This window comes from Variovorax sp. GW821-FHT10C12 (assembly GCF_059415405.1).
On sequence record NZ_JBWKNE010000003.1, the window covers coordinates 558,014 to 577,394 of the forward strand.

General features: G+C 66.1%; 22 protein-coding genes. 18 read left to right on the forward strand and 4 right to left on the reverse strand.

Going from position 1 to position 19,381, the window contains the following annotated elements; genetic code table 11:
* The 3 genes from hisH (at window position 1) to AC07OH_RS19085 (ending at window position 2,659) form a co-directional block, all read left to right on the forward strand.
* Entirely contained in the window at window positions 1-660 is a 660-nt protein-coding gene (hisH, locus tag AC07OH_RS19075) for an imidazole glycerol phosphate synthase subunit HisH (protein ID WP_307695396.1), read from the forward strand.
* A 63-nt stretch (window positions 661-723) separates the two neighbouring features.
* Window positions 724-1,467 carry a 1-(5-phosphoribosyl)-5-[(5-phosphoribosylamino)methylideneamino]imidazole-4-carboxamide isomerase gene (hisA, locus tag AC07OH_RS19080; protein ID WP_489058963.1) on the forward strand — a complete coding sequence of 248 codons (744 nt, stop codon included), beginning with the start codon at window positions 724-726 and terminating at the stop codon, window positions 1,465-1,467.
* Between the two features lie 19 nt (window positions 1,468-1,486).
* Entirely contained in the window at window positions 1,487-2,659 is a 1,173-nt protein-coding gene (locus AC07OH_RS19085) for an AAA family ATPase (protein WP_495301746.1), read from the forward strand.
* A 16-nt stretch (window positions 2,660-2,675) separates the two neighbouring features.
* Here the strand turns inward: AC07OH_RS19085 and AC07OH_RS19090 are convergent, their stop codons facing one another.
* Together AC07OH_RS19090 and AC07OH_RS19095 are read right to left on the reverse strand one after the other, a co-directional pair.
* Window positions 2,676-3,590: an amino acid ABC transporter substrate-binding protein gene (locus AC07OH_RS19090; protein ID WP_495301747.1), complete on the reverse strand. Its 915-nt coding sequence runs from the start codon at window positions 3,588-3,590 to the stop codon at window positions 2,676-2,678.
* An 11-nt stretch (window positions 3,591-3,601) separates the two neighbouring features.
* Window positions 3,602-4,909 carry a dicarboxylate/amino acid:cation symporter gene (locus tag AC07OH_RS19095; RefSeq protein WP_495301748.1) on the reverse strand — a complete coding sequence of 436 codons (1,308 nt, stop codon included), beginning with the start codon at window positions 4,907-4,909 and terminating at the stop codon, window positions 3,602-3,604.
* Between the two features lie 132 nt (window positions 4,910-5,041).
* On the opposite strand from AC07OH_RS19095, the gene AC07OH_RS19100 reads away from it, so the two are divergent.
* The 9 genes from AC07OH_RS19100 to tatC all read left to right on the forward strand — a co-directional run bounded on the left by AC07OH_RS19100 (window position 5,042) and on the right by tatC (window position 9,952).
* A complete protein-coding gene (locus AC07OH_RS19100) occupies window positions 5,042-5,875 on the forward strand; it encodes a D-hexose-6-phosphate mutarotase (RefSeq protein ID WP_495301749.1) in 834 nt (277 codons plus the stop codon).
* Window positions 5,876-5,897: 22 nt separating this feature from the next.
* Window positions 5,898-6,683: an imidazole glycerol phosphate synthase subunit HisF gene (hisF, locus tag AC07OH_RS19105; protein WP_056572731.1), complete on the forward strand. Its 786-nt coding sequence runs from the start codon at window positions 5,898-5,900 to the stop codon at window positions 6,681-6,683.
* A gap of 42 nt (window positions 6,684-6,725) precedes the next feature.
* Window positions 6,726-7,115 carry a phosphoribosyl-AMP cyclohydrolase gene (gene hisI, locus AC07OH_RS19110; protein WP_095743771.1) on the forward strand — a complete coding sequence of 130 codons (390 nt, stop codon included), beginning with the start codon at window positions 6,726-6,728 and terminating at the stop codon, window positions 7,113-7,115.
* On the forward strand, window positions 7,112-7,501 hold the full coding sequence (locus AC07OH_RS19115) for a phosphoribosyl-ATP diphosphatase (protein WP_495301750.1): 390 nt from the start codon (window positions 7,112-7,114) through the stop codon (window positions 7,499-7,501). The genes hisI and AC07OH_RS19115 overlap by 4 nt, the downstream gene beginning before the upstream one ends.
* A 25-nt stretch (window positions 7,502-7,526) precedes the next feature.
* Window positions 7,527-7,916, forward strand: coding sequence for a DUF4870 family protein (locus AC07OH_RS19120; RefSeq protein ID WP_056572726.1), 390 nt, complete (start codon window positions 7,527-7,529; stop codon window positions 7,914-7,916).
* Window positions 7,906-8,265, forward strand: coding sequence for a histidine triad nucleotide-binding protein (locus AC07OH_RS19125; RefSeq protein WP_070059922.1), 360 nt, complete (start codon window positions 7,906-7,908; stop codon window positions 8,263-8,265). Before AC07OH_RS19120 ends, AC07OH_RS19125 begins: the two co-directional genes overlap by 11 nt.
* A 65-nt stretch (window positions 8,266-8,330) precedes the next feature.
* Window positions 8,331-8,579 carry a Sec-independent protein translocase subunit TatA gene (gene tatA / locus AC07OH_RS19130; RefSeq protein ID WP_062471655.1) on the forward strand — a complete coding sequence of 83 codons (249 nt, stop codon included), beginning with the start codon at window positions 8,331-8,333 and terminating at the stop codon, window positions 8,577-8,579.
* A gap of 19 nt (window positions 8,580-8,598) precedes the next feature.
* The gene (tatB, locus tag AC07OH_RS19135; RefSeq protein ID WP_062471652.1) at window positions 8,599-9,060 is read left to right on the forward strand and encodes a Sec-independent protein translocase protein TatB; all 462 of its coding nucleotides are present in this window, start codon (window positions 8,599-8,601) and stop codon (window positions 9,058-9,060) included.
* Between the two features lie 73 nt (window positions 9,061-9,133).
* Window positions 9,134-9,952: a twin-arginine translocase subunit TatC gene (tatC, locus tag AC07OH_RS19140; RefSeq protein WP_489058954.1), complete on the forward strand. Its 819-nt coding sequence runs from the start codon at window positions 9,134-9,136 to the stop codon at window positions 9,950-9,952.
* A 110-nt stretch (window positions 9,953-10,062) separates the two neighbouring features.
* Here the strand turns inward: tatC and AC07OH_RS19145 are convergent, their stop codons facing one another.
* Complete coding sequence (locus tag AC07OH_RS19145; RefSeq protein WP_495301751.1) at window positions 10,063-11,223, reverse strand: S1C family serine protease; 1,161 nt, start codon at window positions 11,221-11,223, stop codon at window positions 10,063-10,065.
* Between the two features lie 292 nt (window positions 11,224-11,515).
* Here AC07OH_RS19145 and AC07OH_RS19150 point away from each other — a divergent pair, with 292 nt between their 5' ends.
* Genes AC07OH_RS19150 through pdxA form a run of 3 tightly spaced genes read left to right on the forward strand, consistent with a single transcriptional unit; the run spans window position 11,516 to window position 14,675 of the window.
* Entirely contained in the window at window positions 11,516-12,868 is a 1,353-nt protein-coding gene (locus tag AC07OH_RS19150; protein WP_495301752.1) for an MFS transporter, read from the forward strand.
* Entirely contained in the window at window positions 12,865-13,638 is a 774-nt protein-coding gene (locus AC07OH_RS19155; RefSeq protein ID WP_495301753.1) for a Nif3-like dinuclear metal center hexameric protein, read from the forward strand. Before AC07OH_RS19150 ends, AC07OH_RS19155 begins: the two co-directional genes overlap by 4 nt.
* Complete coding sequence (gene pdxA / locus AC07OH_RS19160) at window positions 13,635-14,675, forward strand: 4-hydroxythreonine-4-phosphate dehydrogenase PdxA (RefSeq protein ID WP_495301754.1); 1,041 nt, start codon at window positions 13,635-13,637, stop codon at window positions 14,673-14,675. Before AC07OH_RS19155 ends, pdxA begins: the two co-directional genes overlap by 4 nt.
* A 22-nt stretch (window positions 14,676-14,697) precedes the next feature.
* On the opposite strand, the gene mscL is transcribed toward pdxA, so the two are convergent.
* Entirely contained in the window at window positions 14,698-15,129 is a 432-nt protein-coding gene (gene mscL, locus AC07OH_RS19165; protein ID WP_139701059.1) for a large conductance mechanosensitive channel protein MscL, read from the reverse strand.
* Window positions 15,130-15,880: 751 nt separating this feature from the next.
* On the opposite strand from mscL, the gene AC07OH_RS19170 reads away from it, so the two are divergent.
* From AC07OH_RS19170 to AC07OH_RS19180, 3 genes are all read left to right on the forward strand, one after another.
* Window positions 15,881-16,954, forward strand: coding sequence for a polysaccharide biosynthesis/export family protein (locus AC07OH_RS19170; protein ID WP_390350069.1), 1,074 nt, complete (start codon window positions 15,881-15,883; stop codon window positions 16,952-16,954).
* 139 nt (window positions 16,955-17,093) lie between these two features.
* The gene (gene tviB, locus AC07OH_RS19175) at window positions 17,094-18,395 is read left to right on the forward strand and encodes a Vi polysaccharide biosynthesis UDP-N-acetylglucosamine C-6 dehydrogenase TviB (RefSeq protein WP_495301755.1); all 1,302 of its coding nucleotides are present in this window, start codon (window positions 17,094-17,096) and stop codon (window positions 18,393-18,395) included.
* A gap of 24 nt (window positions 18,396-18,419) precedes the next feature.
* Window positions 18,420-19,367 carry a Gfo/Idh/MocA family protein gene (locus AC07OH_RS19180; RefSeq protein ID WP_495301756.1) on the forward strand — a complete coding sequence of 316 codons (948 nt, stop codon included), beginning with the start codon at window positions 18,420-18,422 and terminating at the stop codon, window positions 19,365-19,367.
* Window positions 19,368-19,381 lie beyond the last annotated feature (14 nt).

The following is a 19,381-nucleotide window of genomic DNA, read 5'->3' on the forward strand; positions in this document are numbered from 1 at the left end:
ATGAAATCTGTAGCAAAGAATTCCGTCGCGGTCGTCGACTACGGCATGGGCAACCTGCACTCCGTGTCGCAGGCCGTGCGCCATGCGGCCGACCAGGTGGGCGTGGAGGTGTTCGTCACCTCCGACCCGGACGTGGTGCGAAAGGCCACCCGCGTGGTGCTGCCGGGGCAAGGCGCCATGCCCGACTGCATGCGCGAACTGCGCGACTCGGGCCTGCTCGAGTCGGTGCTCGAGGCGGCGGCCAGCAAGCCGCTCTTCGGAGTGTGCGTGGGCATGCAGATGCTGCTGTCGCGCAGCGACGAGGGCCCGACCGACGGCCTGGGGCTCATTCCCGGCGAGGTCGTCAAGTTCGACCTGGCGGGCCGCCTGCAGCCCGACGGCAGCCGCTTCAAGGTGCCGCAGATGGGCTGGAACCAGGTGCGCCAGGCCCAGCCGCACGCGGTGTGGGCGGGCATTCCCGACCAGAGCTACTTCTATTTCGTGCACAGCTTCTACGCGTGCCCGGCGGATGCCCGGCACAGCGTGGGCGAGGCCGATTACGGGGCATGCTTTACCGCGGCCATCGCACGCGATAACATTTTTGCCACCCAGTTCCACCCGGAGAAGAGTGCGGACCATGGGCTGCAGCTGTATCGCAACTTCCTCCATTGGAACCCCTGACCTTATATTCCCGCCCGGGCCGCACCGTTCGCAGCCCGGCTTTCGCACACTCGCGTCACTTCCATGCTCCTCATTCCCGCCATTGATCTCAAAGACGGCCACTGCGTTCGCCTCAAGCAGGGCGACATGGACCAATCCACGGTCTTCAGCGAAGACCCCGCCGCCATGGCCCGCAAATGGGTCCAGGCCGGCGCGCGCCGGCTGCATCTGGTCGACCTGAATGGCGCCTTCGCCGGCAAGCCGCAGAACCACGCAGCGATCAAGGCGATCCTGAAGGAAGTCGGCGAGGACATCCCCGTGCAGCTCGGCGGCGGCATCCGCGACCTCGACACCATCGAGCGCTACATCGACGACGGCCTGCGCTACGTGATCATCGGCACCGCCGCGGTCAAGAACCCCGGCTTCCTGAAGGACGCCTGCAGCGCCTTCGGCGGCCACATCATCGTGGGCCTGGACGCCAAGGACGGCAAGGTCGCCACCGACGGCTGGAGCAAGCTCACGGGCCACGAGGTGGCCGACCTGGGCAAGAAGTTCGAGGACTACGGCGTCGAATCGATCATCTACACCGACATCGGCCGCGACGGCATGCTCTCGGGCATCAACATCGACGCCACCGTCAAGCTCGCGCAGGCGCTGACCATTCCGGTGATCGCCTCGGGCGGCCTGTCGAACATGGCCGACATCGACCAGCTCTGCGCGGTCGAGTCCGAAGGCGTCGAGGGCGTGATCTGCGGCCGTGCCATCTACTCGGGCGACCTCGACTTCGCCGCCGCCCAGGCGCGCGCGGACGCGCTGGCCGGCGCCTGACGCTTTTCCCCAGCAGCGCGTGCTCTCCGCGCTCGCCATTGCCAACTACCGCTCGCTGCGCCAGCTGACGGTGCCGCTGGGTCGCCTCACGGTGGTCACCGGCGCCAACGGCAGCGGCAAGTCGAGCGTGTACCGCGCGATGCGCCTGCTGGCCGACATCGCCAACGGCGGCGTGATCCGCTCGCTGGTGCGCGAGGGCGGGCTGTCTTCCACGCTGTGGGCCGGGCCCGAGCGCTTTTCGGCGGCCATGCTGCGCGGCGAGCAGCCGGTGCAGGGCACCACGCGCAGCGAGCCGGTGGCGCTGAAGCTGGGCTTTGCCGGCGCCGAGGCCGACGATTTCGGCTACGCCATCGACATCGGCCTGCCGCCGCCGATCCCGTCCTCGGCCTTCTCGCACGACCCGCAGATCAAGCACGAGGCGATCTGGAGCGGCCCGCTGCTGCGCCCTTCCACGCACCTGGTCGACCGCAAGAGCGCCGCGCTGCGCCTGCGCGACGGCAAGGGCTGGCAGGCCGTCGGCCGGCCGATCCCGGCCTTCGCCAGCATGATGACCGAGCACGCCGACCCGCGCGACGCGCCCGAGATGCTCACGCTGCGCGAGCAGATGCGCTCCTGGCGCTTCTACGACCACTTCCGCTCCGATGCCGACGCCCCGGCGCGTCAGCCGCAACTGGGCACCTACACGCCCGTGCTCGCCAACGACGGTGCCGACCTGGCCGCCGCCCTGCAGACCATTCGCGAGATCGGCGACGGCGAGGCGCTCGACAGCGCCGTGGATGACGCCTTCCCGGGCGCCCGCATCGAGGTGCAGGCGAACGGCGACCGCTTCGAGACGCTGATGCACCAGCACGGCCTGCTGCGGCCCCTGACGGCCGCCGAACTGTCGGATGGCACCCTGCGCTACCTGCTGTGGATCGCGGCGCTGCTGACGCCCCGTCCGCCCGCGCTGCTGGTGCTCAACGAGCCCGAGACCAGCCTGCACCCCGACCTGCTGCCCGCGCTGGGCCGCCTCATCGCGCAGGCCGCGCGGTCGTCGCAGGTGATCGTGGTGTCGCACGCGGCGCGCCTGATCGCCGCCCTGGACGACAGCGAAGGCCTGCAGCCGGTGGTGCTCGAAAAGCGCTTCGGCGAGACCCGCATCGCGAACCTCGACATGAGCGAGATTCCGCGCTGGGAGTGGCCGGCGCGGTAGAGAAGGGCGGGCGGGCCTACTCGGCCTTCACCGCCATCGTCTGGATGATCGTTTCCAGCTGCGCGCTCATCGGCAGGTTGAGGCTTTCCCCCGAGGGCAGCTTGCGCATGAACCAGCGCTTGTACTGCCGGTGGATCTCGCCGTCTTCCGCCAGCACCTGGAAGGTGTCGACCACCACCTTGTTCAGCTGCGGGTCGCCCTTGCGGTACATGACCGCGTACGGGTCGTAGGAGAGGAAGTCGCCCACCACCTCGTACTGCGCCTTGGCGGCGTCGCGGGCGATCAGGCCGTAGAGCAGCACGTCGTCGGTGGCGAAGGCGTCGGCCTGGCCTTCTTTCACGAGCGCGAACGACTCGGCATGGTCGCGCGCCACCTTCAGTTCGATGTTCAGCTTGAACTTCTGCGACAGGTCGCGCAGCGTCTTCTCGTTGGTGGTGCCGGCCGTCACCGCTACCTTCTTGCCGGCCAGGTCGCGGAACGACTGGATCGGCGCGCCCTTCTTCACCAGCACCTTGGTGCCCGAGACGAACATCGTCGGCGAGAAGGCCACGCGTTTCTGGCGCTCGAGGTTGCTGGTGGTGGAGCCGCACTCGAGGTCGACCTGGCCGCTCACGACCGCGTCGATGCGCGAGTCGGAGGTGACGGGCACCCACTTGATCGTGAGGCTCTTGTTGACCGTGTCCTCGATGGCCGTGACGAGCGCGCGGCACAGCTCGATGGAATAGCCGATCGGTTCCTTGCGTGCATTGAGGTAGGAGAAAGGCACCGAGGCTTCGCGGTGGCCGATGGCGATGGTGCCGCTCTCGCGCACCTTGGCCAGCGTGCCGGTGAGGAGCTCCTGCGCCTGCGCGGGGCCGGCCGGCAAGGCCAGGGCCACGCCCGCCAGCAGCCATGCGGCGACGGCGGAGGGCAGCGTGGCGATGCGCGTCATGGCGTGGCGCCTCACGCGTGCGCCGGGTGGGCGAGGGTGGCGGCGGCTTCCTCGTCGAGCGCCTTGGCGTTGGCCTCGGCATCGCTCTCGGACAACAGCTCGCCCTCCCACTTGGCGACCACGGCCGTGGCGATGGAGTTGCCCACCGCGTTGGTGGCCGAGCGGCCCATGTCCAGGAAGGTGTCCACGCCCAGGATCAGCAGCAGGCCGGCCTCGGGAATGTCGAAGTGGTTCAGCGTGGCGGCGATCACCACCAGCGAGGCGCGCGGCACGCCGGCCATGCCCTTGGAGGTGAGCATCAGGATCAGCAGCATGGTGATCTGCGTGCTGATCGGCATGTGGATGTCGTAGGCCTGCGCGATGAACAGCACGGCAAAGGTGCAGTACATCATCGAGCCGTCGAGGTTGAACGAGTAGCCCATCGGCATCACGAAGCTGGAGATCTTGCGCTTCACGCCGAAACGGTCGAGCGCCTGCAGGATCTTCGGATACGCGGCTTCAGAGCTTGCGGTGGCGAACGAGAGCAGGAACGCCTCCTTGATGAGCACCAGCAGCTTGAACACGCGCGGCCCCAGGAACAGCAGGCCGGCCATGATCAGCACGCCCCACAGCACGAACAGGCCCAGGTAGAAGTCGCGCATGAACACGGCGAACTTGATGAGGATGCCGAGGCCATTCACGGCCACGGTGGCGGCCATGGCGGCCAGCACCGCCAGCGGCGCGAGCTTCATGACGTAGCCCGTGATCTTGAGCATGGCGTGCGACAGCTCCTCGATGGCGGCCACCAGCGTCTTGGCCTTGTCGCCGAGCGAGGCCAGGGCCACGCCGAAGAACATCGAGAACACCACGATCTGCAGGATCTCGTTGTTGGCCATCGCCTCCACGAACGACTTGGGCACCGTGTGGCTCACGAAGTCCTTGAAGGTGAACTTGTTGGTCGCCAGGTTGGCCGAGGCGCCGATATCGGGCAGCGGCAGGCCCAGGTTCTCGCCGGGCTTGAGCAGGTTGGCCATCACCAGGCCGATCACCAGCGAGATCAGCGAGGCCGTGAGGAACCAGCCGATGGCCTTGCCGAACACGCGGCCCACCGACTTGGCGTCGCCCATGTGCGCGATGCCCACCACCAGCGTGGAGAACACCAGCGGGCCGATCAGCATCTTGATCAGGCGCAGGAAGACGTCGGAGACGATGGAGACGTAGTCCGCGATCTCCTTGGCGGCCTTCTTGTCGGGAAAGCTGGTGAAGATCATGTAACCGACGATGATGCCGAGCACCATGGCGATCAGGATCCAGGCGGCCATGGGCAGCTTTTTCTTCATGCGTATCCCCTTTGTCGTGTGAGAGTGGTTCTTTTCGAGTGCACGGGACCGACCCGGCACAGGGTATCCAAGAAAGGCGGATGCACGCAATGGCCCGCTGCCAGGATGCGGCGGCTGCCTACAATTCCTCACATGGATATCCGCTCGATCGAGTTTCGAGGCCAGCCGGCGTTGCACGCCGTGGCGGCCGATGGCAGCACGCTGACGGTGGCGCTGCATGGCGCCCAGGTGCTTTCCTGGGCCCCGGCCCGCGGTGGGGAGCGACTGTATCTGAGTCCGAAGGCCGTTTTTGACGGCCAAACCGCCATCCGTGGCGGCATTCCCCTGTGCTGCCCCCAGTTCAACCAGCGCGGCATGCTCCCCAAGCATGGCTTCATGCGCAATCTGCCTTGGATTCGCGAGGATTCGGGCGCGCCCGACACGCTGCGGCTGGTGCTGCGCGACAACGACGCCACCCGCCGGCTCTGGCCGCATGCCTTCGAAGCGCGGATGGACGCCACGCTCGCCGCCGGCCGGCTGCGCACCGCGCTCACCCTGACCAACACCGGCGACGCGCCCTGGCCGTTCTCGGCCGCGCTGCACACGTACCTGCGCGTGGACGACATCGCCGCGGTGCGCCTCGAAGGCCTGCAGGGCGCCGCCCGCTGGGACGCGGTGCGCGACGTGCGTCAGACCGAAACCGCCGCCGCGCTGCAGTTCGAGGCCGAGTTCGACAGCGTCTACACCGCCCCGGCGCAGCCGCTGCGGCTGGTGCAGCCCGACGGCACGCTCGAAATCACCCAGAGCGAAACCTGTACCGAAACCGTGGTCTGGAACCCCGGTGCCGCGCTCGGTGCGACACTCGCGGACATGCCCGCAGAGGGCTTTCGCCACATGCTCTGCGTCGAGGCGGCCCGCATCGACGAACCCGTCGTGCTGGCGCCCGGCGCCCAATGGCAGGGCTGGCAACAGCTTTGCGTTCTCTGATTTCTCCCTGGTTCACCACCCCATGCTTGCCAAACGCATCATTCCCTGCCTTGACGTCACCGGCGGCCGCGTCGTCAAGGGCGTCAACTTCCTCGAGCTGCGCGATGCCGGCGACCCGGTCGAGATTGCCGCGCGCTACAACGCGCAGGGCGCCGACGAACTCACCTTTTTGGACATCACCGCCACCAGCGACGGCCGCGACCTGATCCTGCCGATCATCGAGGCGGTGGCCTCGCAGGTCTTCATTCCGCTGACCGTGGGCGGCGGCGTGCGCACCGTGGCCGACGTGCGCCGGCTGCTCAATGCGGGCGCCGACAAGACCAGTTTCAACTCGGCCGCCATCGCCGATCCGCAGGTGATCAGCGACGCGGCCCAGAAGTACGGCTCGCAGTGCATCGTGGTCGCCATCGACGCCAAGCGCCGCAGCCCCGAAGACGCCGCCACGCGCGGCGCGGGCTGGGACGTCTACAGCCACGGCGGGCGCAAGAACACCGGCCTGGACGTGGTGCAGTGGGCGACCGAGATGGCGCGCCGCGGCGCGGGCGAGATCCTGCTCACGAGCATGGACCGCGACGGCACCAAGAGCGGCTTCGACCTGGCCCTGACGCGCGCCGTGAGCGACGCGGTCAACGTGCCCGTGATCGCCTCGGGCGGCGTCGGCAACCTCGACGACCTGGCCGACGGCATCCAGAAGGGCGGCGCCGACGCGGTGCTGGCCGCGAGCATCTTCCACTACGGCGAGCACACCGTGGGCGAGGCCAAGGCGCGCATGGCCGAGCGCGGGATTCCCGTGCGCATCGACGCCTGAGCGGGACCGGAAGGGTCTTTTCCTATCCTCGACAATATCCCCATGAATTGGCTCGATGAAGTGAAGTGGGACGCGAACGGGTTGGTGCCCGTGATCGCCCAGGAACAAGGCACGAACGACGTGCTCATGTTCGCGTGGATGAACCGCGAGGCGCTCGAAAAGACCGCCGAGCTGGGCCGCGCGGTGTATTTCAGCCGCTCGCGCAGCAAGCTGTGGTTCAAGGGCGAGGAGTCGGGCCACGTGCAGACCGTGCACGAGATCCGCCTGGACTGCGACAACGACGTCGTCCTGCTCAAGGTGACCCAACTCGGCCACGAGCCCGGCATCGCCTGCCACACCGGCCGCCACAGCTGCTTCTTCAGCAAGTACGAGAAGGGTCAGTGGACCGTGGTCGAGCCGGTCTTGAAAGACCCGGAGTCGATCTACAAATGAGCGCCACAGTGAACGATTCGAACACCTCCGACGCGCTCGCCCGCCTGGCCGCGGTGCTCGAGAGCCGCCTGCCCGCGAACGGCGGCGACCCCGAGAAGAGCTACGTCGCCCGGCTGCTGCACAAGGGCCCCGACGCCTTCCTCAAGAAGATCGGCGAGGAAGCCACCGAGGTCGTGATGGCCGCCAAGGACGCCGACCACGGCGGCGACCGCTTGAAAATAGTGAACGAAGTGGCCGACCTGTGGTTCCACACCATGGTGGCGCTGGCCCACTACGGTTTCTCGCCAGCCGACGTCGTCGCGGAGCTCGAACGCCGCGAGGGCACCAGCGGCATCGAGGAAAAAGCCCTGCGCAAGGTGCAGGCCCGCGAAGCTTCCAACGACTGACTGATCGATTGAAAGGGCATCGACCATGGCCAATGACATCGTGAACGTGGAACCCGACGACTCCCTCAAGACCTGGGGCTGGGTCAGCTACGTGCTGCACCTGATCGTGGCCATCGGCGCGGTCGTGCCGGGCGCACAGGCCTCCGTGCTGCTGCTGCTCATCGCCCTGCTGATCGATTTCGTGAAGCGCGACGACGCGGCCGGCACCTGGCAGGCCTCGCACTTCAGCTGGCGCATCCGCTCGGTGCTGTGGGCCGGCCTGCTGTACATCGTCACCTCGTGGCTCTGGCTGCTGCTGTTCGTGCCGGGCTGGATCGCCTGGAGCCTGATTTCGCTGTGGTTCCTCTACCGGATCGTGAAAGGCATGATCCGGATGAACGACGGCCGTCCCATGGAACCCAAAGATGTCATCTGATCCGAACTGCGTCTTCTGCAAAATCATCGAAGGCAAGATCCCCTCGCGCAAGGTCTACGAAGACGACGACCTGTTCGGCTTTCACGACATCTCGCCCTGGGCGCCCGTGCATTTCATGCTGGTGCCCAAGAAGCACATCGCCTCGATGGCCCAGCTCACGCCCGAGGATTCGGCGCTCATGGGCAAGATCATGACCCTGGCCCCCCAGCTGGCGCTGGAGCAGGGCTGCCGGCCCTATCCGGACGGCGGCTACCGGGTCGTCGTGAACACCGGCGCCGAGGGCGGGCAGGAGGTTCACCATCTCCATGTGCACGTCATGGGCGGCCCCCGGCCCTGGCTTCGCGGCTGAGCAGGGTTAAGCCAAACTGTCACATTCCCCCCGACTAAAATCGGACACATTCTTAGGAGTTCTCCATGGGTTCTTTTTCCATCTGGCACTGGCTGATCGTGCTGCTCGTCGTGGTCATGATCTTCGGCACCAAGAAGCTGCGGAACATGGGTTCGGATCTCGGTGGCGCCGTCAAGGGCTTCAAGGACGGCATGAAGGACGGCTCGGCCTCCCCCGACGCCTCCACCACGTCGGCCCCCACGCAGCAAGTGACCGGCCAGCCGGCCAACAGCGACAAGTCGACGATCGACGTCGAAGCGCGCCAGAAGTCCTGAGCACCGCAGGCACACATCCGTGATCGACCTCGGCATTGAGAAGCTGGCGCTCATCGGCGTCGTGGCGCTGATCGTGATCGGGCCGGAGAAGCTGCCGCGCGTTGCACGCACGGTGGGCGCCCTGCTCGGCAAGGCACAGCGCTACGTGAACGACGTCAAGGCCGAAGTCAACCGTTCGATGGAGCTCGACGAGCTCCGCAAGATGAAGACCACGGTCGAGGACGCGGCGCGCGACGTGGAGCACAGCATCCACACCGGCGCCAGCGAGTTCGAGAAGCAGTTTTCCGGCGCGTCCGGCGACACCCTGTCGGCGCTGGCCGAGCCCGAGCAGGCGGTGCCCGAATACAGGCACCCCCGCAAGAACTGGCGCCTGAAGCAGGGCGCCACGCCGAATTGGTACAAGGCGCGCAACGGCGTGCGTACCAAGGCGCTGTCGGGCGCGGCGCGGGTCGCCCGCTTCCGCCCCCACAAGATCAACTGACGTACGCGCGCACGCCCTGCGGCGTTCCCGGGCGCCCCGTGCGCCTGTGTCTCCCAAGCTTTCTCCTTTCCCCATGGCCGATTCCGACAACAAGAACAAAGAAGAAGACGAGCTGGCGGGCACCGAGCAGCCGTTCGTGCAGCACCTGGTCGAGCTACGCGACCGGCTGCTGTACTGCGTCTACGGCCTCGCGGTCGCGGGCATCCTGCTGGCGATCTGGCCCGGCCCGGGCGGGCTGATGGACATCATCGCCATGCCGATCCGCGCGCACATGCCGCCCGATGCCAAGCTGATCGCCATCGGCGTGTTCTCGCCGTTCTTCGTGCCGCTCAAGGTGCTGATGATGGCGGCCGTGCTGCTGGCGCTGCCCTGGCTCATGTACCAGGCCTGGATGTTCGTCGCGCCGGGCCTGTACAGCCACGAAAAGCGCTTTGCACTGCCGCTGATCTTCTTCGGCAGCGCGCTGGCCTACGGCGGCATCGCCTTCGTGCAGCTGTTCGTGCTGGACAAGATGTTCGGCTTCATCCAGAAGTTCACGCCCGCGGCGGTGGCGGCCACGCCCGACATCTCGTCCTACGTCGAGGCCATCCTGTCGCTGTACATCGCCTTCGGCGTGGCCTTCCAGGTGCCGATCGTGGTGATGCTGCTGGTGCGCTTCGAGATGGTCACCATCGAGAAGCTGCGCTCGTTCCGCGGCTACTTCATCGTGATCGCCTTCGTGGTGGCCGCGGTGCTGACGCCGCCCGACGTGGTCTCGCAGCTCGCGCTGGCGGTGCCGATGTGCCTGCTGTACGAGGTGGGGATCATCGGGGCGCGCTATTTCGCGGGGGCCGGCAAGGCGCCCGAGGGTGAGGAAGAGAGCGCAGGGTCGGGGTCTTCCGGCAGTTCCTGATCCCCCGGATCGATCGGCTCCGCCCCGGCGGCTTGCCCAAAAAGAAAGCGGCCCTCGGGCCGCTTTCTTTTTGCCTTCCGCGGCCTCGGCCGCGTCTTGCGTTGCTTCGTCTATTCGTTGTTGGGCAACTGCTGCCTGATCGGGCTCTTCGGCCGCAGCCCTGGCGTCACGTCCAGTTCCATCTTGTCGGTGCCGCGCTGCAGCGCGAAGCGCGCGGTGTCGCCCGGCTTCAGGCCGGCCACGGCGGTCAGCAGGGCCTGCACGCTGTCGGTCTTCTTCTCGCCCACCGAGGTGATCACGTCGCCCGGGCGGATGCCGGCCTTGGCGGCGGGGCCGTTCTGCAGCACGCCGGTGATGATCACGCCCGCGTCGGCCTTCACGCCGAAGGTCTCGGCCAGTTCGGGCGACAGGTCGCTCGGCTCGACGCCGATCCAGCCGCGGCGCACCTGGCCCTCCTTCACGATGCCCTCGAGCACGATCTTGGCCATCGACACCGGGATGGCGAAGCCGATGCCCATGCTGCCGCCCGAGCGCGAGTAGATCGCGGTGTTGATGCCCTGCAGGTTGCCGTTGACGTCGATCAGCGCGCCGCCCGAGTTGCCGGGGTTGATGGCCGCGTCGGTCTGGATGAAGTTCTCGAACTGGTTGATGCCCAGCTGGTTGCGGCCCAGCGCCGAGACGATGCCGCTGGTCACGGTCTGGCCCACGCCGAAGGGGTTGCCGATGGCCAGCACTTGGTCGCCCACCAGCAGCTCGTCGGAGTTGCCCAGCACGATCACCGGCAGCTTGTCGAGCTCGATCTTCAGCACCGCCAGGTCGGTGTCGGGGTCGGTGCCGATCACCTTGCCGCGCGCGTGGCGGCTGTCGTTCAGGGTGACCTCGATTTCGTCGGCGCCCTCGACCACGTGGTTATTGGTGAGGATGTAGCCGTCGGGGCTCACGATGACGCCGCTGCCCAGGCCCACCTGGGGCTGGTCGGCCTGGTCGCCGAAGAAGAAGCGGAACCAGGGGTCGTTGCTGCGCGGGTGGCGCTGCGCGGCCTTGCTGGTGTTGATGCTCACGACCGCCGGCGAGGCCTTCTTGGCCGCCGCGCTCAGGCTGCCCGCGGCGGGCACGGCCGGCGCGCCGCTGGGCGCTTCCACGATGGACACCACGCCGCCCAGCGAGGTCGAGCGCTTGTGGATCCACTCGGGCTTGAGCGTCGCGACGACGAAGTAGGCCGCCAGCAGGACGGTCACGGCTTGGGCAAAGAGCAGCCAGGTGCGTTTCATGAAAGCTTGAAGAAAGAGCGTTGGAAAAGCGCTGAAAGAGGGCGCCGGTTGCAATTGTCCCTCAACCGGCCTGGCGCCATAGACCGCGCGGCAGGGTCGAGATTGCGCGGCCTTCGGGGCGTGAATACGGGCTAACCCTTAGTATCGGCAGGCGATCCGACCCGGATCGCCCCCTCAGGCCTTCCGCGCCGCCCACCCGGCGGACGCGGCCAGGCGATCCCTTCGTCGGCGTGCCACGCTCTGCCCCTATCCGGTTCAAGGCAGGCGAGCGGCCACGATCCCCCTGCCTGCCATGACCTCAGAAGCTACCTACACGGACGGCACCACGCCCGCTCCGGCGCGCACGCTCGATGCGCGCGACTACAAGACCCTGGCCCTGTCCGCCCTCGGCGGCACGCTCGAGTTCTACGACTTCGTCATCTACGTCTTCTTCGCGACCGTGCTGGGCGCGCTGTTCTTCCCCGCCGACATGCCCGACTGGCTGCGCCAGCTGCAGACCTTCGGCATCTTCGCGGCGGGCTACCTCGCGCGGCCCGTGGGCGGCATCGTCATCGCGCACTTCGGCGACCTGCTGGGGCGCAAGCGCATGTTCACGCTGTCGATCTTCCTGATGGCGGCGCCCACGCTGGTGATCGGTCTCTTGCCCACCTACGCGAGCATCGGCGTCGCGGCGCCCCTGCTGCTGCTCGCCATGCGCGTGCTGCAGGGCGCGGCCATCGGCGGCGAGATGCCCGGCGCTTGGGTGTTCGTCGGCGAGCACGTGCCGGCGAAGCGCTACGGCTTCGGCATCGGCACGCTGACCTCGGGCATCACCGGCGGCATCCTGCTGGGCTCGCTGGTGGCCGTGGCCATCAACCGCTACTACGGGCCCGAGCAGGTGCACGACTTCGCCTGGCGCATTCCCTTCATCCTGGGCGGCGTGTTCGGGCTGTTCTCGGTCTACCTGCGTCGCTTCCTGCACGAGACGCCGGTCTTCAAGGAGCTGGCCGGCCGCAAGACGGTCGCCCGCGAGCTGCCGCTGCGCACCGTGCTGCGCGAGCACCGCCTGGCGAGCGTGTATGTGGGGCTGCAGACCTGGGTGCTGTCGGCCGCGATCGTCGTGGTGGTGCTGTACACGCCCACCTACCTGCAGAAGGTGCACCACATTCCGGCCGCGCTGGCGCTCGAAGCCAACGCGCTCGCCACGCTGACCCTGACCATCGGCTGCGTGATCGTCGGCTGGGCCAGCGACCGCATCGGCACGCGCGCCGTGATGCTCATCGGCTGGGGCGGTCTCTTTGCCACCGCCTACCTGTTCTACACCGGGCTGCCCGGCACGCCGGCCACGCTGTTCTGGCACTACGGGCTGGTCGGCCTGTTCGTGGGCACCATCGCCACGGTGCCGATCGCGGGCGTGCGCGCCTTTCCGGCGCCGGTGCGCTTCACGGGGCTTTCGTTCGCCTACAACATGTCTTATGCCGTCTTCGGCGGCCTGACGCCGGTGATCCTCACGCTCTGGCTGCAGCACGACACCATGGCACCGGCGCACTACGTCGCCGCGCTGGCGGCGCTGGGCTTCCTGCTGGCCCTGTGGCCCCTGGCCGCACGCGGCCACCCGATGCGCGATGGCGCGCCGGCCGCGGGGAGCGCGACAATGTCGCGATGAGCACCACACGCCACGAACTGCTTCACGCATTCGACCTGCTGCTGGCCCCCGGGCGCTTCAAGGACTACGGACCCAACGGCCTGCAGGTCGAAGGGCGCACCGTGGTCCGCAAGATCGTCTCGGGCGTGACTGCCAGCCGCGCGCTGATCGAGGCCGCGATCCACGCCGAGGCCGATGCCATCTTTGTCCACCACGGCCTGTTCTGGCGCGGCCAGGACGGCTGCGTCACCGGCTGGATGAAGCAGCGCCTGGGCCTGCTGCTGGGCGACGACGTCAACCTCTTCGCCTACCACCTGCCGCTCGACGCGCACCCCGAGCTGGGCAACAACGCACAACTCGGTCTGCAGTTGGGGCTCGTGGCGCACCCGGGGTCGGCGGGGCGCTTCGGCGAACAGGAGCTGGGCTTCCTGGGCGCGCGCGAGAACGGCGAGAACTTCGCCAGCGCCAAGGCCCTGGCGACCCATGTCGAGAAGGTGCTGAAAAGGCCCGTCACGCTGGTCGACACGGTCCATCGTCCGATCAAGAACATCGCGTGGTGCACGGGCGGCGCCCAGGGCTACTTCGAGGCCGCCATCGCGGCCGGCGCCGACGCCTTCATCACCGGCGAGATTTCCGAGCCGCAGGCGCACTACGCCCGCGAACTGGGCGTGGCCTTCCTGGCCTGCGGCCACCACGCCACCGAGCGCTACGGCGCGCAGGCCGTGGCCGCCCATGTGGCGGCGCAGCTCGGGCTGAAGCACGAATTCATCGACATCGACAACCCCGCATGAAGGCGCCGATCGCGATCACGCTCGGCGACCCGGCGGGCATCGGCCCCGAGATCATTGCCAAGGCCTTCCGCGACGCGCCTGACGCCGTGCGCGGTGCGTTCGTGGCCGGCGACGTCGGCACGCTGCGCAGCGCCTCGCAGGCGCTCGCGGCGCCGGGGCGGCTGGGGTGGCCTGTCGTGGAGATCGCCAGCGTCGCTGAAGCGGTTGCCGTGCCGCCGGGGTGCATCCCGGTGCTGCAGGTGATCGCGCCGCCTCAGGGCATTGAACAAGGGCGCATCAGCGCCGAAGCCGGGCGCGCCGCTGGCGACTGCGTGGTGTGGGCCGCGCGCGCCGCGTTGCGCGGCGAGATCTCGGCCCTTGTCACCGCGCCGCTGCACAAGGAGGCATTGGCTGCGGCTGGCTTTCCGTACCCCGGCCATACCGAGCTGCTGCAGGCCGAGGCCGCCGCCCACCTGGGCCGCACCGTGGCCGACGTGCCCGTGCGCATGATGCTGGCCAACGACGAGCTGCGCACCGTGCTCGTGAGCATCCACATGTCGCTGCGCGACGCCATCGAGGCCGTGCGCTTCGACGGCGTGCTGGACACGCTGCGCATCACCCATCGCGCGCTGACCCACGCGCTCGGGCGCCCGCCGCGCATCGGTGTGGCCGGGCTCAACCCGCACGCGGGCGAGGGCGGCCTGTTCGGTTCGGAAGAGCGCACCGTCATCGCGCCGGCCATCGAGGCTGCGCGCGCCGAGGGCATCGACGCCCACGGGCCCCATGCGCCCGACACCGTCTTCATGCGTGCGCGCGCCAAGGCCGGCGTGCCGTCCAGCGGCGAGTTCGACGTGGTGATCGCGATGTACCACGACCAGGGCCTGATCCCGGTCAAGTACCTCGGGGTGGAGAAGGGCGTGAACGTGACGCTCGGGCTGCCGCTGGTGCGCACCAGCCCGGATCACGGCACGGCGTTCGACATTGCGGGCCAGGGCGTGGCCGATGCCTCGAGCCTTGTCGAGGCGCTGCGCATGGCGCGAACGCTGGCCGGCGCTTGAGCGCGCGGCCAGTAAGAAAAGCTCAGGGGCGCTTCAGGCTGTCGCGGATCTCGCGCAGCAGCGTGATGTCTTCCGGCGTGGCGGCCGGCGCTGCGGGGGCCGCCTCTTCGGTCTTGCGCAGCTTGTTGATCTGCTTGACCATGATGAAGATGATGAAGGCGAGGATCACGAAATTGACAGCAATCGTGATGAAGTTGCCATATGCCAGCACTGGCACGCCGGCCTTCTTCAGTTCCGCCAGCGTGTTCGCCACGCCCGGCGGCACCGTGCCCAGGATCACGTAGAGGTTCGAGAAGTCGAGCTTCCCGAACACCATGCCCACGAGCGGCATGATGATGTCGGCCACGAGCGAGTCGACGATCTTGCCGAACGCCGCCCCGATGATCACGCCGACGGCGAGGTCGATGACGTTGCCCTTGACGGCAAACTCCTTGAATTCACTGAGGATGCTCATGATTCAGAAAGGGTGCTGAAGACCTGCTGTTGAAAGGGGTGTCAGTATGCCTGCGGAAGCCATAGGGCAAGACGGCGGCGCGGCGGGTGATGCTGGACTGCAACTGAGGCATGACCGCTGGCGGCTCTTGCCTGGAACGGACGGAGGGTACCCAGTCTCCGTAGCTAAACCTTGCCGACTACGCTTTGGAACGTCTTGTTTCCAATTTCGCGGGATGGGTAGAACCGGTCGGATACGCTGTGTTTTGCTCTCGAAAAGAACGTTGAACGACGCCCCGCGGGCGGTCCAGAAGCATCCTGGAACGCAGGCACGCCCTCATTGACAGTGCACTGCACTGGTACGATGAGAGGGGAGCAGTGGGGAGCGGCCGCGCGAAATCGACCTTCAAGACTTCTGTCTGTCAGAGCGCATCCGCCCTGGGTGCGCCAGATTCTTGCGTGACCCCGCGATGAATTCTGCACCTTTGGCGCCTGAATTTGCCAGTTTCAGCGCGACTATAGCTGTTCAAATTTTTACATAAATGGTGCCGCGTAGTGGTGGCGATCACAAGTGTTTGAAAAAGAAGCGCGATACAACAGAACGAATGTGCGAGCCTCGCATGCCTCCGGGAATTGTTCTTTCGCCGCTTCGATGTTGTTGATACGACTGACTGACTTTCAAGGGACCTGAATTGAGAAGAGATGCGAAAGCCCTCGCGTGGGTAGCGCTTGCCGGCGCGGTGTTGCTCCAGGGCTGTGCCGTTGTGCCCGGCATGGGCTCGGTGGAGCCTTACGAAGCGGGCGGCGAGTTGCCGTCGCAGTTCCGGTACCTTCCTGACGAAGCGCCTGAGGGCGAAATCACCCCGATCTCGCTGGCGCTGGTGCGTACGCTGGCGGAGGTGTCGCCCAAGGGGGTGCCGCCTGAGGTGCAGGCGCTGTTTGGCAAAGGGGCTCGCTACACCATTGGGTCGGGTGATGTCGTAGGCGTGATCGTTTACGACCATCCAGAACTGTTGCCCAATGCTGGCGCCGTGATCTCGCAAGCCGCTGACCCAACCGGCGTCCAAGTGGCACCGGGCTTCATCGTTGACGCAGACGGCGAAATCGCTTTTCCATATATCGGCCGTGTGCGCGTGGCTGGCTTGAGTGAAGGCGATGCTTCCGACCTGATTGGTAAGCTTCTGCGGCCGCACGTTCGCGATCCCCAAGTGACGGTGCGCATCCAGTCCTTCCGAAGCCGCCGCGCTTATGTGGAAGGCGAAGTGCGTGTTCCGGGATCGCAAATCTTCACTGACGTGCCTATGACGTTGAACGAGGCGATCAACCGTGCTGGTGGCATGACGGCTAATGCCAATCGCGCAGCCGTCACGCTCATTCGCGATGGCCGCTCAGTCCCGATCGACATGACCCGGTTGCGTGAGGCTGGCTACGACGGGAACAACATCCCCCTGAAGAACGGCGATACCGTTCGTGTGGCGCACCGGGAAGACTCCAAGGTCTTTGTGATGGGCGAAATCATGGCGCCTGTTGCTCTGTCCATGCGCAGCAACGGGCGTTTGAGCTTGAGCGAGGCCTTGGGCGAGGCGGGTGGTCCGATGACGACGACCTCCAATGCCGGCCAGATCTACGTGATTCGCCAAGGCGCGACCGGTGCGCCGGCCATCTTCCATCTGAACGCCAAGAACCCGGCGACGATGGCTCTAGCCAGCCAGTTCCGGTTGCAGTCGCAGGACGTCGTGTATGTCGACCCGGTGCCGCTGGTCAAGTGGAACCGCGTGGTCAGTCTGATCCTGCCGTCGGCACAGGTGGTCAACAACGCCAGCGAGGTTTACGTCAGACATCGCTAATTGAGTCTGACCCGGGCCGAGTTTTTGAGGTTTGCGTCACGGGTCTGACTGCTCTTGAAGTCAGCAGCCGCGAATGCGGTGTGGCGGCATGACTCTTGATCGAGTCTGTCGCCAATTTTTCGTCTCCAGTGCTTTCAATATGCAAGTCATTCAATCAACTCAGCCCATCGCGATCATCGGCCTTGGCTACGTGGGCCTTCCCCTCGCTGTGGAGTTTGGCAAGAAGCGTCGGGTGGTCGGCTTCGATATCAATGCCAAACGCATCACGGAACTGCAGGGTGGACACGATCACACGCTCGAAACCACCAGCGAAGAGTTGAAAGCCGCGACACAGCTGGCATTCACGTCGCATGCCGATGATTTGCGTGACTGCGCTGTCTTTATCGTGACCGTGCCTACGCCTATCGACAATGCGAACCGTCCCGATCTGACACCGCTGGCCAAGGCCAGCGAAACCGTCGGCAAGGTCATGTCGAAGGGGGCGATCGTCATCTTCGAATCAACGGTCTATCCCGGGGCGACAGAAGAAGTGTGTGTGCCGGTGCTGGAAAAATTCAGCGGCAAGAAATTCAACGTCGATTTCTTCTGCGGCTACAGCCCGGAGCGGATCAATCCGGGGGACAAGGTCAACACGCTTACCAAGATCAAGAAGATCACCAGCGGAAGCACGCCCGAAGTGGCCGACTTGGTGGATGCGCTCTACAACGAGATCATCACCGCCGGTACACACAAGGCTGCCAGCATCAAGGTGGCCGAGGCCGCCAAGGTGATCGAGAACACGCAGCGCGACCTGAACATCGCGTTGGTCAATGAGCTGTCCGTGATCTTCGAGCGCCTAGGCATCGACACGCTCGACGTGCTCGAGGCCGCAGGCAGCAAATGGAATTTCCTGCCCTTCCGTCCGGGCCTTGTGGGTGGGCATTGCATAGGTGTGGACCCGTACTACCTCACGCACAAGGCGGAGCAGGTCGGCTATCACCCTCAGGTGATATTGGCGGGGCGCCGCATCAACGACAACATGGCGCGCTACGTGGCCCGCAACACCATCAAGCTGATGCTGAAGAACGGCATGGACGTGCCGCGTTGCCGTATCGGCGTACTGGGCATCACCTTCAAGGAAAACTGCCCGGACATCCGCAACAGCAAAATCGTCGACATGGTTCGCGAGTTCGAGGCATGGGGCGCTTCCGTGGAAATTGTGGACCCATGGGCTGATGCTGAAGAGGTGGCCCGCGAATATGGCCTTCAACTCGGCCAGGTCGATGCGGATCACCCGGTCGATGCGCTCGTCGTTGCCGTAGGCCACAACGAATACCGCCGCGCAACCATGACCGAGTTGCGCGCCCTGTGCCGAGGAGAGCAGCCCGTGCTGGTCGACGTCAAGAGCCTGTTCCACGCACAGGATGCCCGCGACAGCGGCTTCTCCGTATTCCGCCTGTAAGCCATTTCTCGTTTCTTTCTCGACATGAAAAACTTTGCTCTCATCGGCGCTGCCGGTTACATCGCTCCGCGCCACATGCGTGCCATCAAGGACACGGACAACCATCTGGCGGTTGCCTACGACATCAACGATTCGGTCGGCATCATCGACAGCATCTCGCCGCAGAGCGAGTTCTTCACCGAGTTCGAACGGTTCTACGAGCACGCGCAGCAGCTCAAGCGCAACCCTGCCACGGCGCTGGACTATGTGGCGATCTGCAGCCCCAACTACCTGCACCACCCGCACATTGCCGCCGGCCTGCGCCTGGGTTGCGACGTGATCTGCGAGAAGCCCCTGGTGCCCACGCCGGACCTCGTCGAAGAATTGGAGCGCGTCGAGAAGGAAACCGGCAAGCGCGTCTTCAACATCCTGCAGCTGCGCCATCACGAGGCCATCCTGAAACTGCGCGACAAGGTGGTAGCGGCGCCGGCAGACACCAAGTTCGATGTCGAGCTGACCTACATAACCTCGCGCGGCAAGTGGTACATGGAAAGCTGGAAGGGCGACAACCGCAAGTCGTTCGGCGTGGCGACCAACATCGGCGTGCACTTCTACGACATGCTGCACTTCATCTTCGGCAAGTTGCAGCGCAACGTGGTGCACTACAGCGGCACGGCCAAGGCGGCGGGTTATCTCGAATACGAACGCGCGCGCGTGCGCTGGTTCTTGTCCATCGACGCCAACGATCTGCCGGCCGATGTGAAAGGCAAGAAGACCACCTTCCGCAACATCGACATCAGCGGGGAGAAGCTCGAGTTTTCGGAAGGCTTCACCGACCTGCACACGGTGAGCTACAAGGAGATTCTGGCCGGCCGCGGCTATGGCCTCGAGGATGCGCGCCACTGCATCGAAACCGTCAACGTGATTCGCAGCGCCATGCCTGTCCAAGGCGAGCAGGGCGAAGTGCATCCGTTCGTGCAGCATCTCGCCTGACGTACTGCGAGTTT

Bases quoted from the DNA above. Each gene is read 5' to 3' on its own strand.
- AC07OH_RS19180 (WP_495301756.1), top strand. From the start codon at position 18,420: ATGAAAAACTTTGCTCTCATCGGCGCTGCCGGTTACATCGCTCCGCGC.
- hisF (WP_056572731.1), top strand. From the start codon at position 5,898: ATGCTTGCCAAACGCATCATTCCCTGCCTTGACGTCACCGGCGGCCGC.
- AC07OH_RS19115 (WP_495301750.1), top strand. From the start codon at position 7,112: ATGAGCGCCACAGTGAACGATTCGAACACCTCCGACGCGCTCGCCCGC.
- mscL (WP_139701059.1), bottom strand. From the start codon at position 15,129: ATGAGCATCCTCAGTGAATTCAAGGAGTTTGCCGTCAAGGGCAACGTC.
- AC07OH_RS19125 (WP_070059922.1), top strand. From the start codon at position 7,906: ATGTCATCTGATCCGAACTGCGTCTTCTGCAAAATCATCGAAGGCAAG.
- AC07OH_RS19145 (WP_495301751.1), bottom strand. From the start codon at position 11,223: ATGAAACGCACCTGGCTGCTCTTTGCCCAAGCCGTGACCGTCCTGCTG.
- AC07OH_RS19150 (WP_495301752.1), top strand. From the start codon at position 11,516: ATGACCTCAGAAGCTACCTACACGGACGGCACCACGCCCGCTCCGGCG.
- tatC (WP_489058954.1), top strand. From the start codon at position 9,134: ATGGCCGATTCCGACAACAAGAACAAAGAAGAAGACGAGCTGGCGGGC.
- AC07OH_RS19090 (WP_495301747.1), bottom strand. From the start codon at position 3,590: ATGACGCGCATCGCCACGCTGCCCTCCGCCGTCGCCGCATGGCTGCTG.
- hisH (WP_307695396.1), top strand. From the start codon at position 1: ATGAAATCTGTAGCAAAGAATTCCGTCGCGGTCGTCGACTACGGCATG.
- hisI (WP_095743771.1), top strand. From the start codon at position 6,726: ATGAATTGGCTCGATGAAGTGAAGTGGGACGCGAACGGGTTGGTGCCC.
- hisA (WP_489058963.1), top strand. From the start codon at position 724: ATGCTCCTCATTCCCGCCATTGATCTCAAAGACGGCCACTGCGTTCGC.
- AC07OH_RS19120 (WP_056572726.1), top strand. From the start codon at position 7,527: ATGGCCAATGACATCGTGAACGTGGAACCCGACGACTCCCTCAAGACC.
- AC07OH_RS19155 (WP_495301753.1), top strand. From the start codon at position 12,865: ATGAGCACCACACGCCACGAACTGCTTCACGCATTCGACCTGCTGCTG.
- AC07OH_RS19095 (WP_495301748.1), bottom strand. From the start codon at position 4,909: ATGAAGAAAAAGCTGCCCATGGCCGCCTGGATCCTGATCGCCATGGTG.
- tatA (WP_062471655.1), top strand. From the start codon at position 8,331: ATGGGTTCTTTTTCCATCTGGCACTGGCTGATCGTGCTGCTCGTCGTG.
- AC07OH_RS19100 (WP_495301749.1), top strand. From the start codon at position 5,042: ATGGATATCCGCTCGATCGAGTTTCGAGGCCAGCCGGCGTTGCACGCC.
- AC07OH_RS19170 (WP_390350069.1), top strand. From the start codon at position 15,881: ATGGGCTCGGTGGAGCCTTACGAAGCGGGCGGCGAGTTGCCGTCGCAG.
- pdxA (WP_495301754.1), top strand. From the start codon at position 13,635: ATGAAGGCGCCGATCGCGATCACGCTCGGCGACCCGGCGGGCATCGGC.
- tviB (WP_495301755.1), top strand. From the start codon at position 17,094: ATGCAAGTCATTCAATCAACTCAGCCCATCGCGATCATCGGCCTTGGC.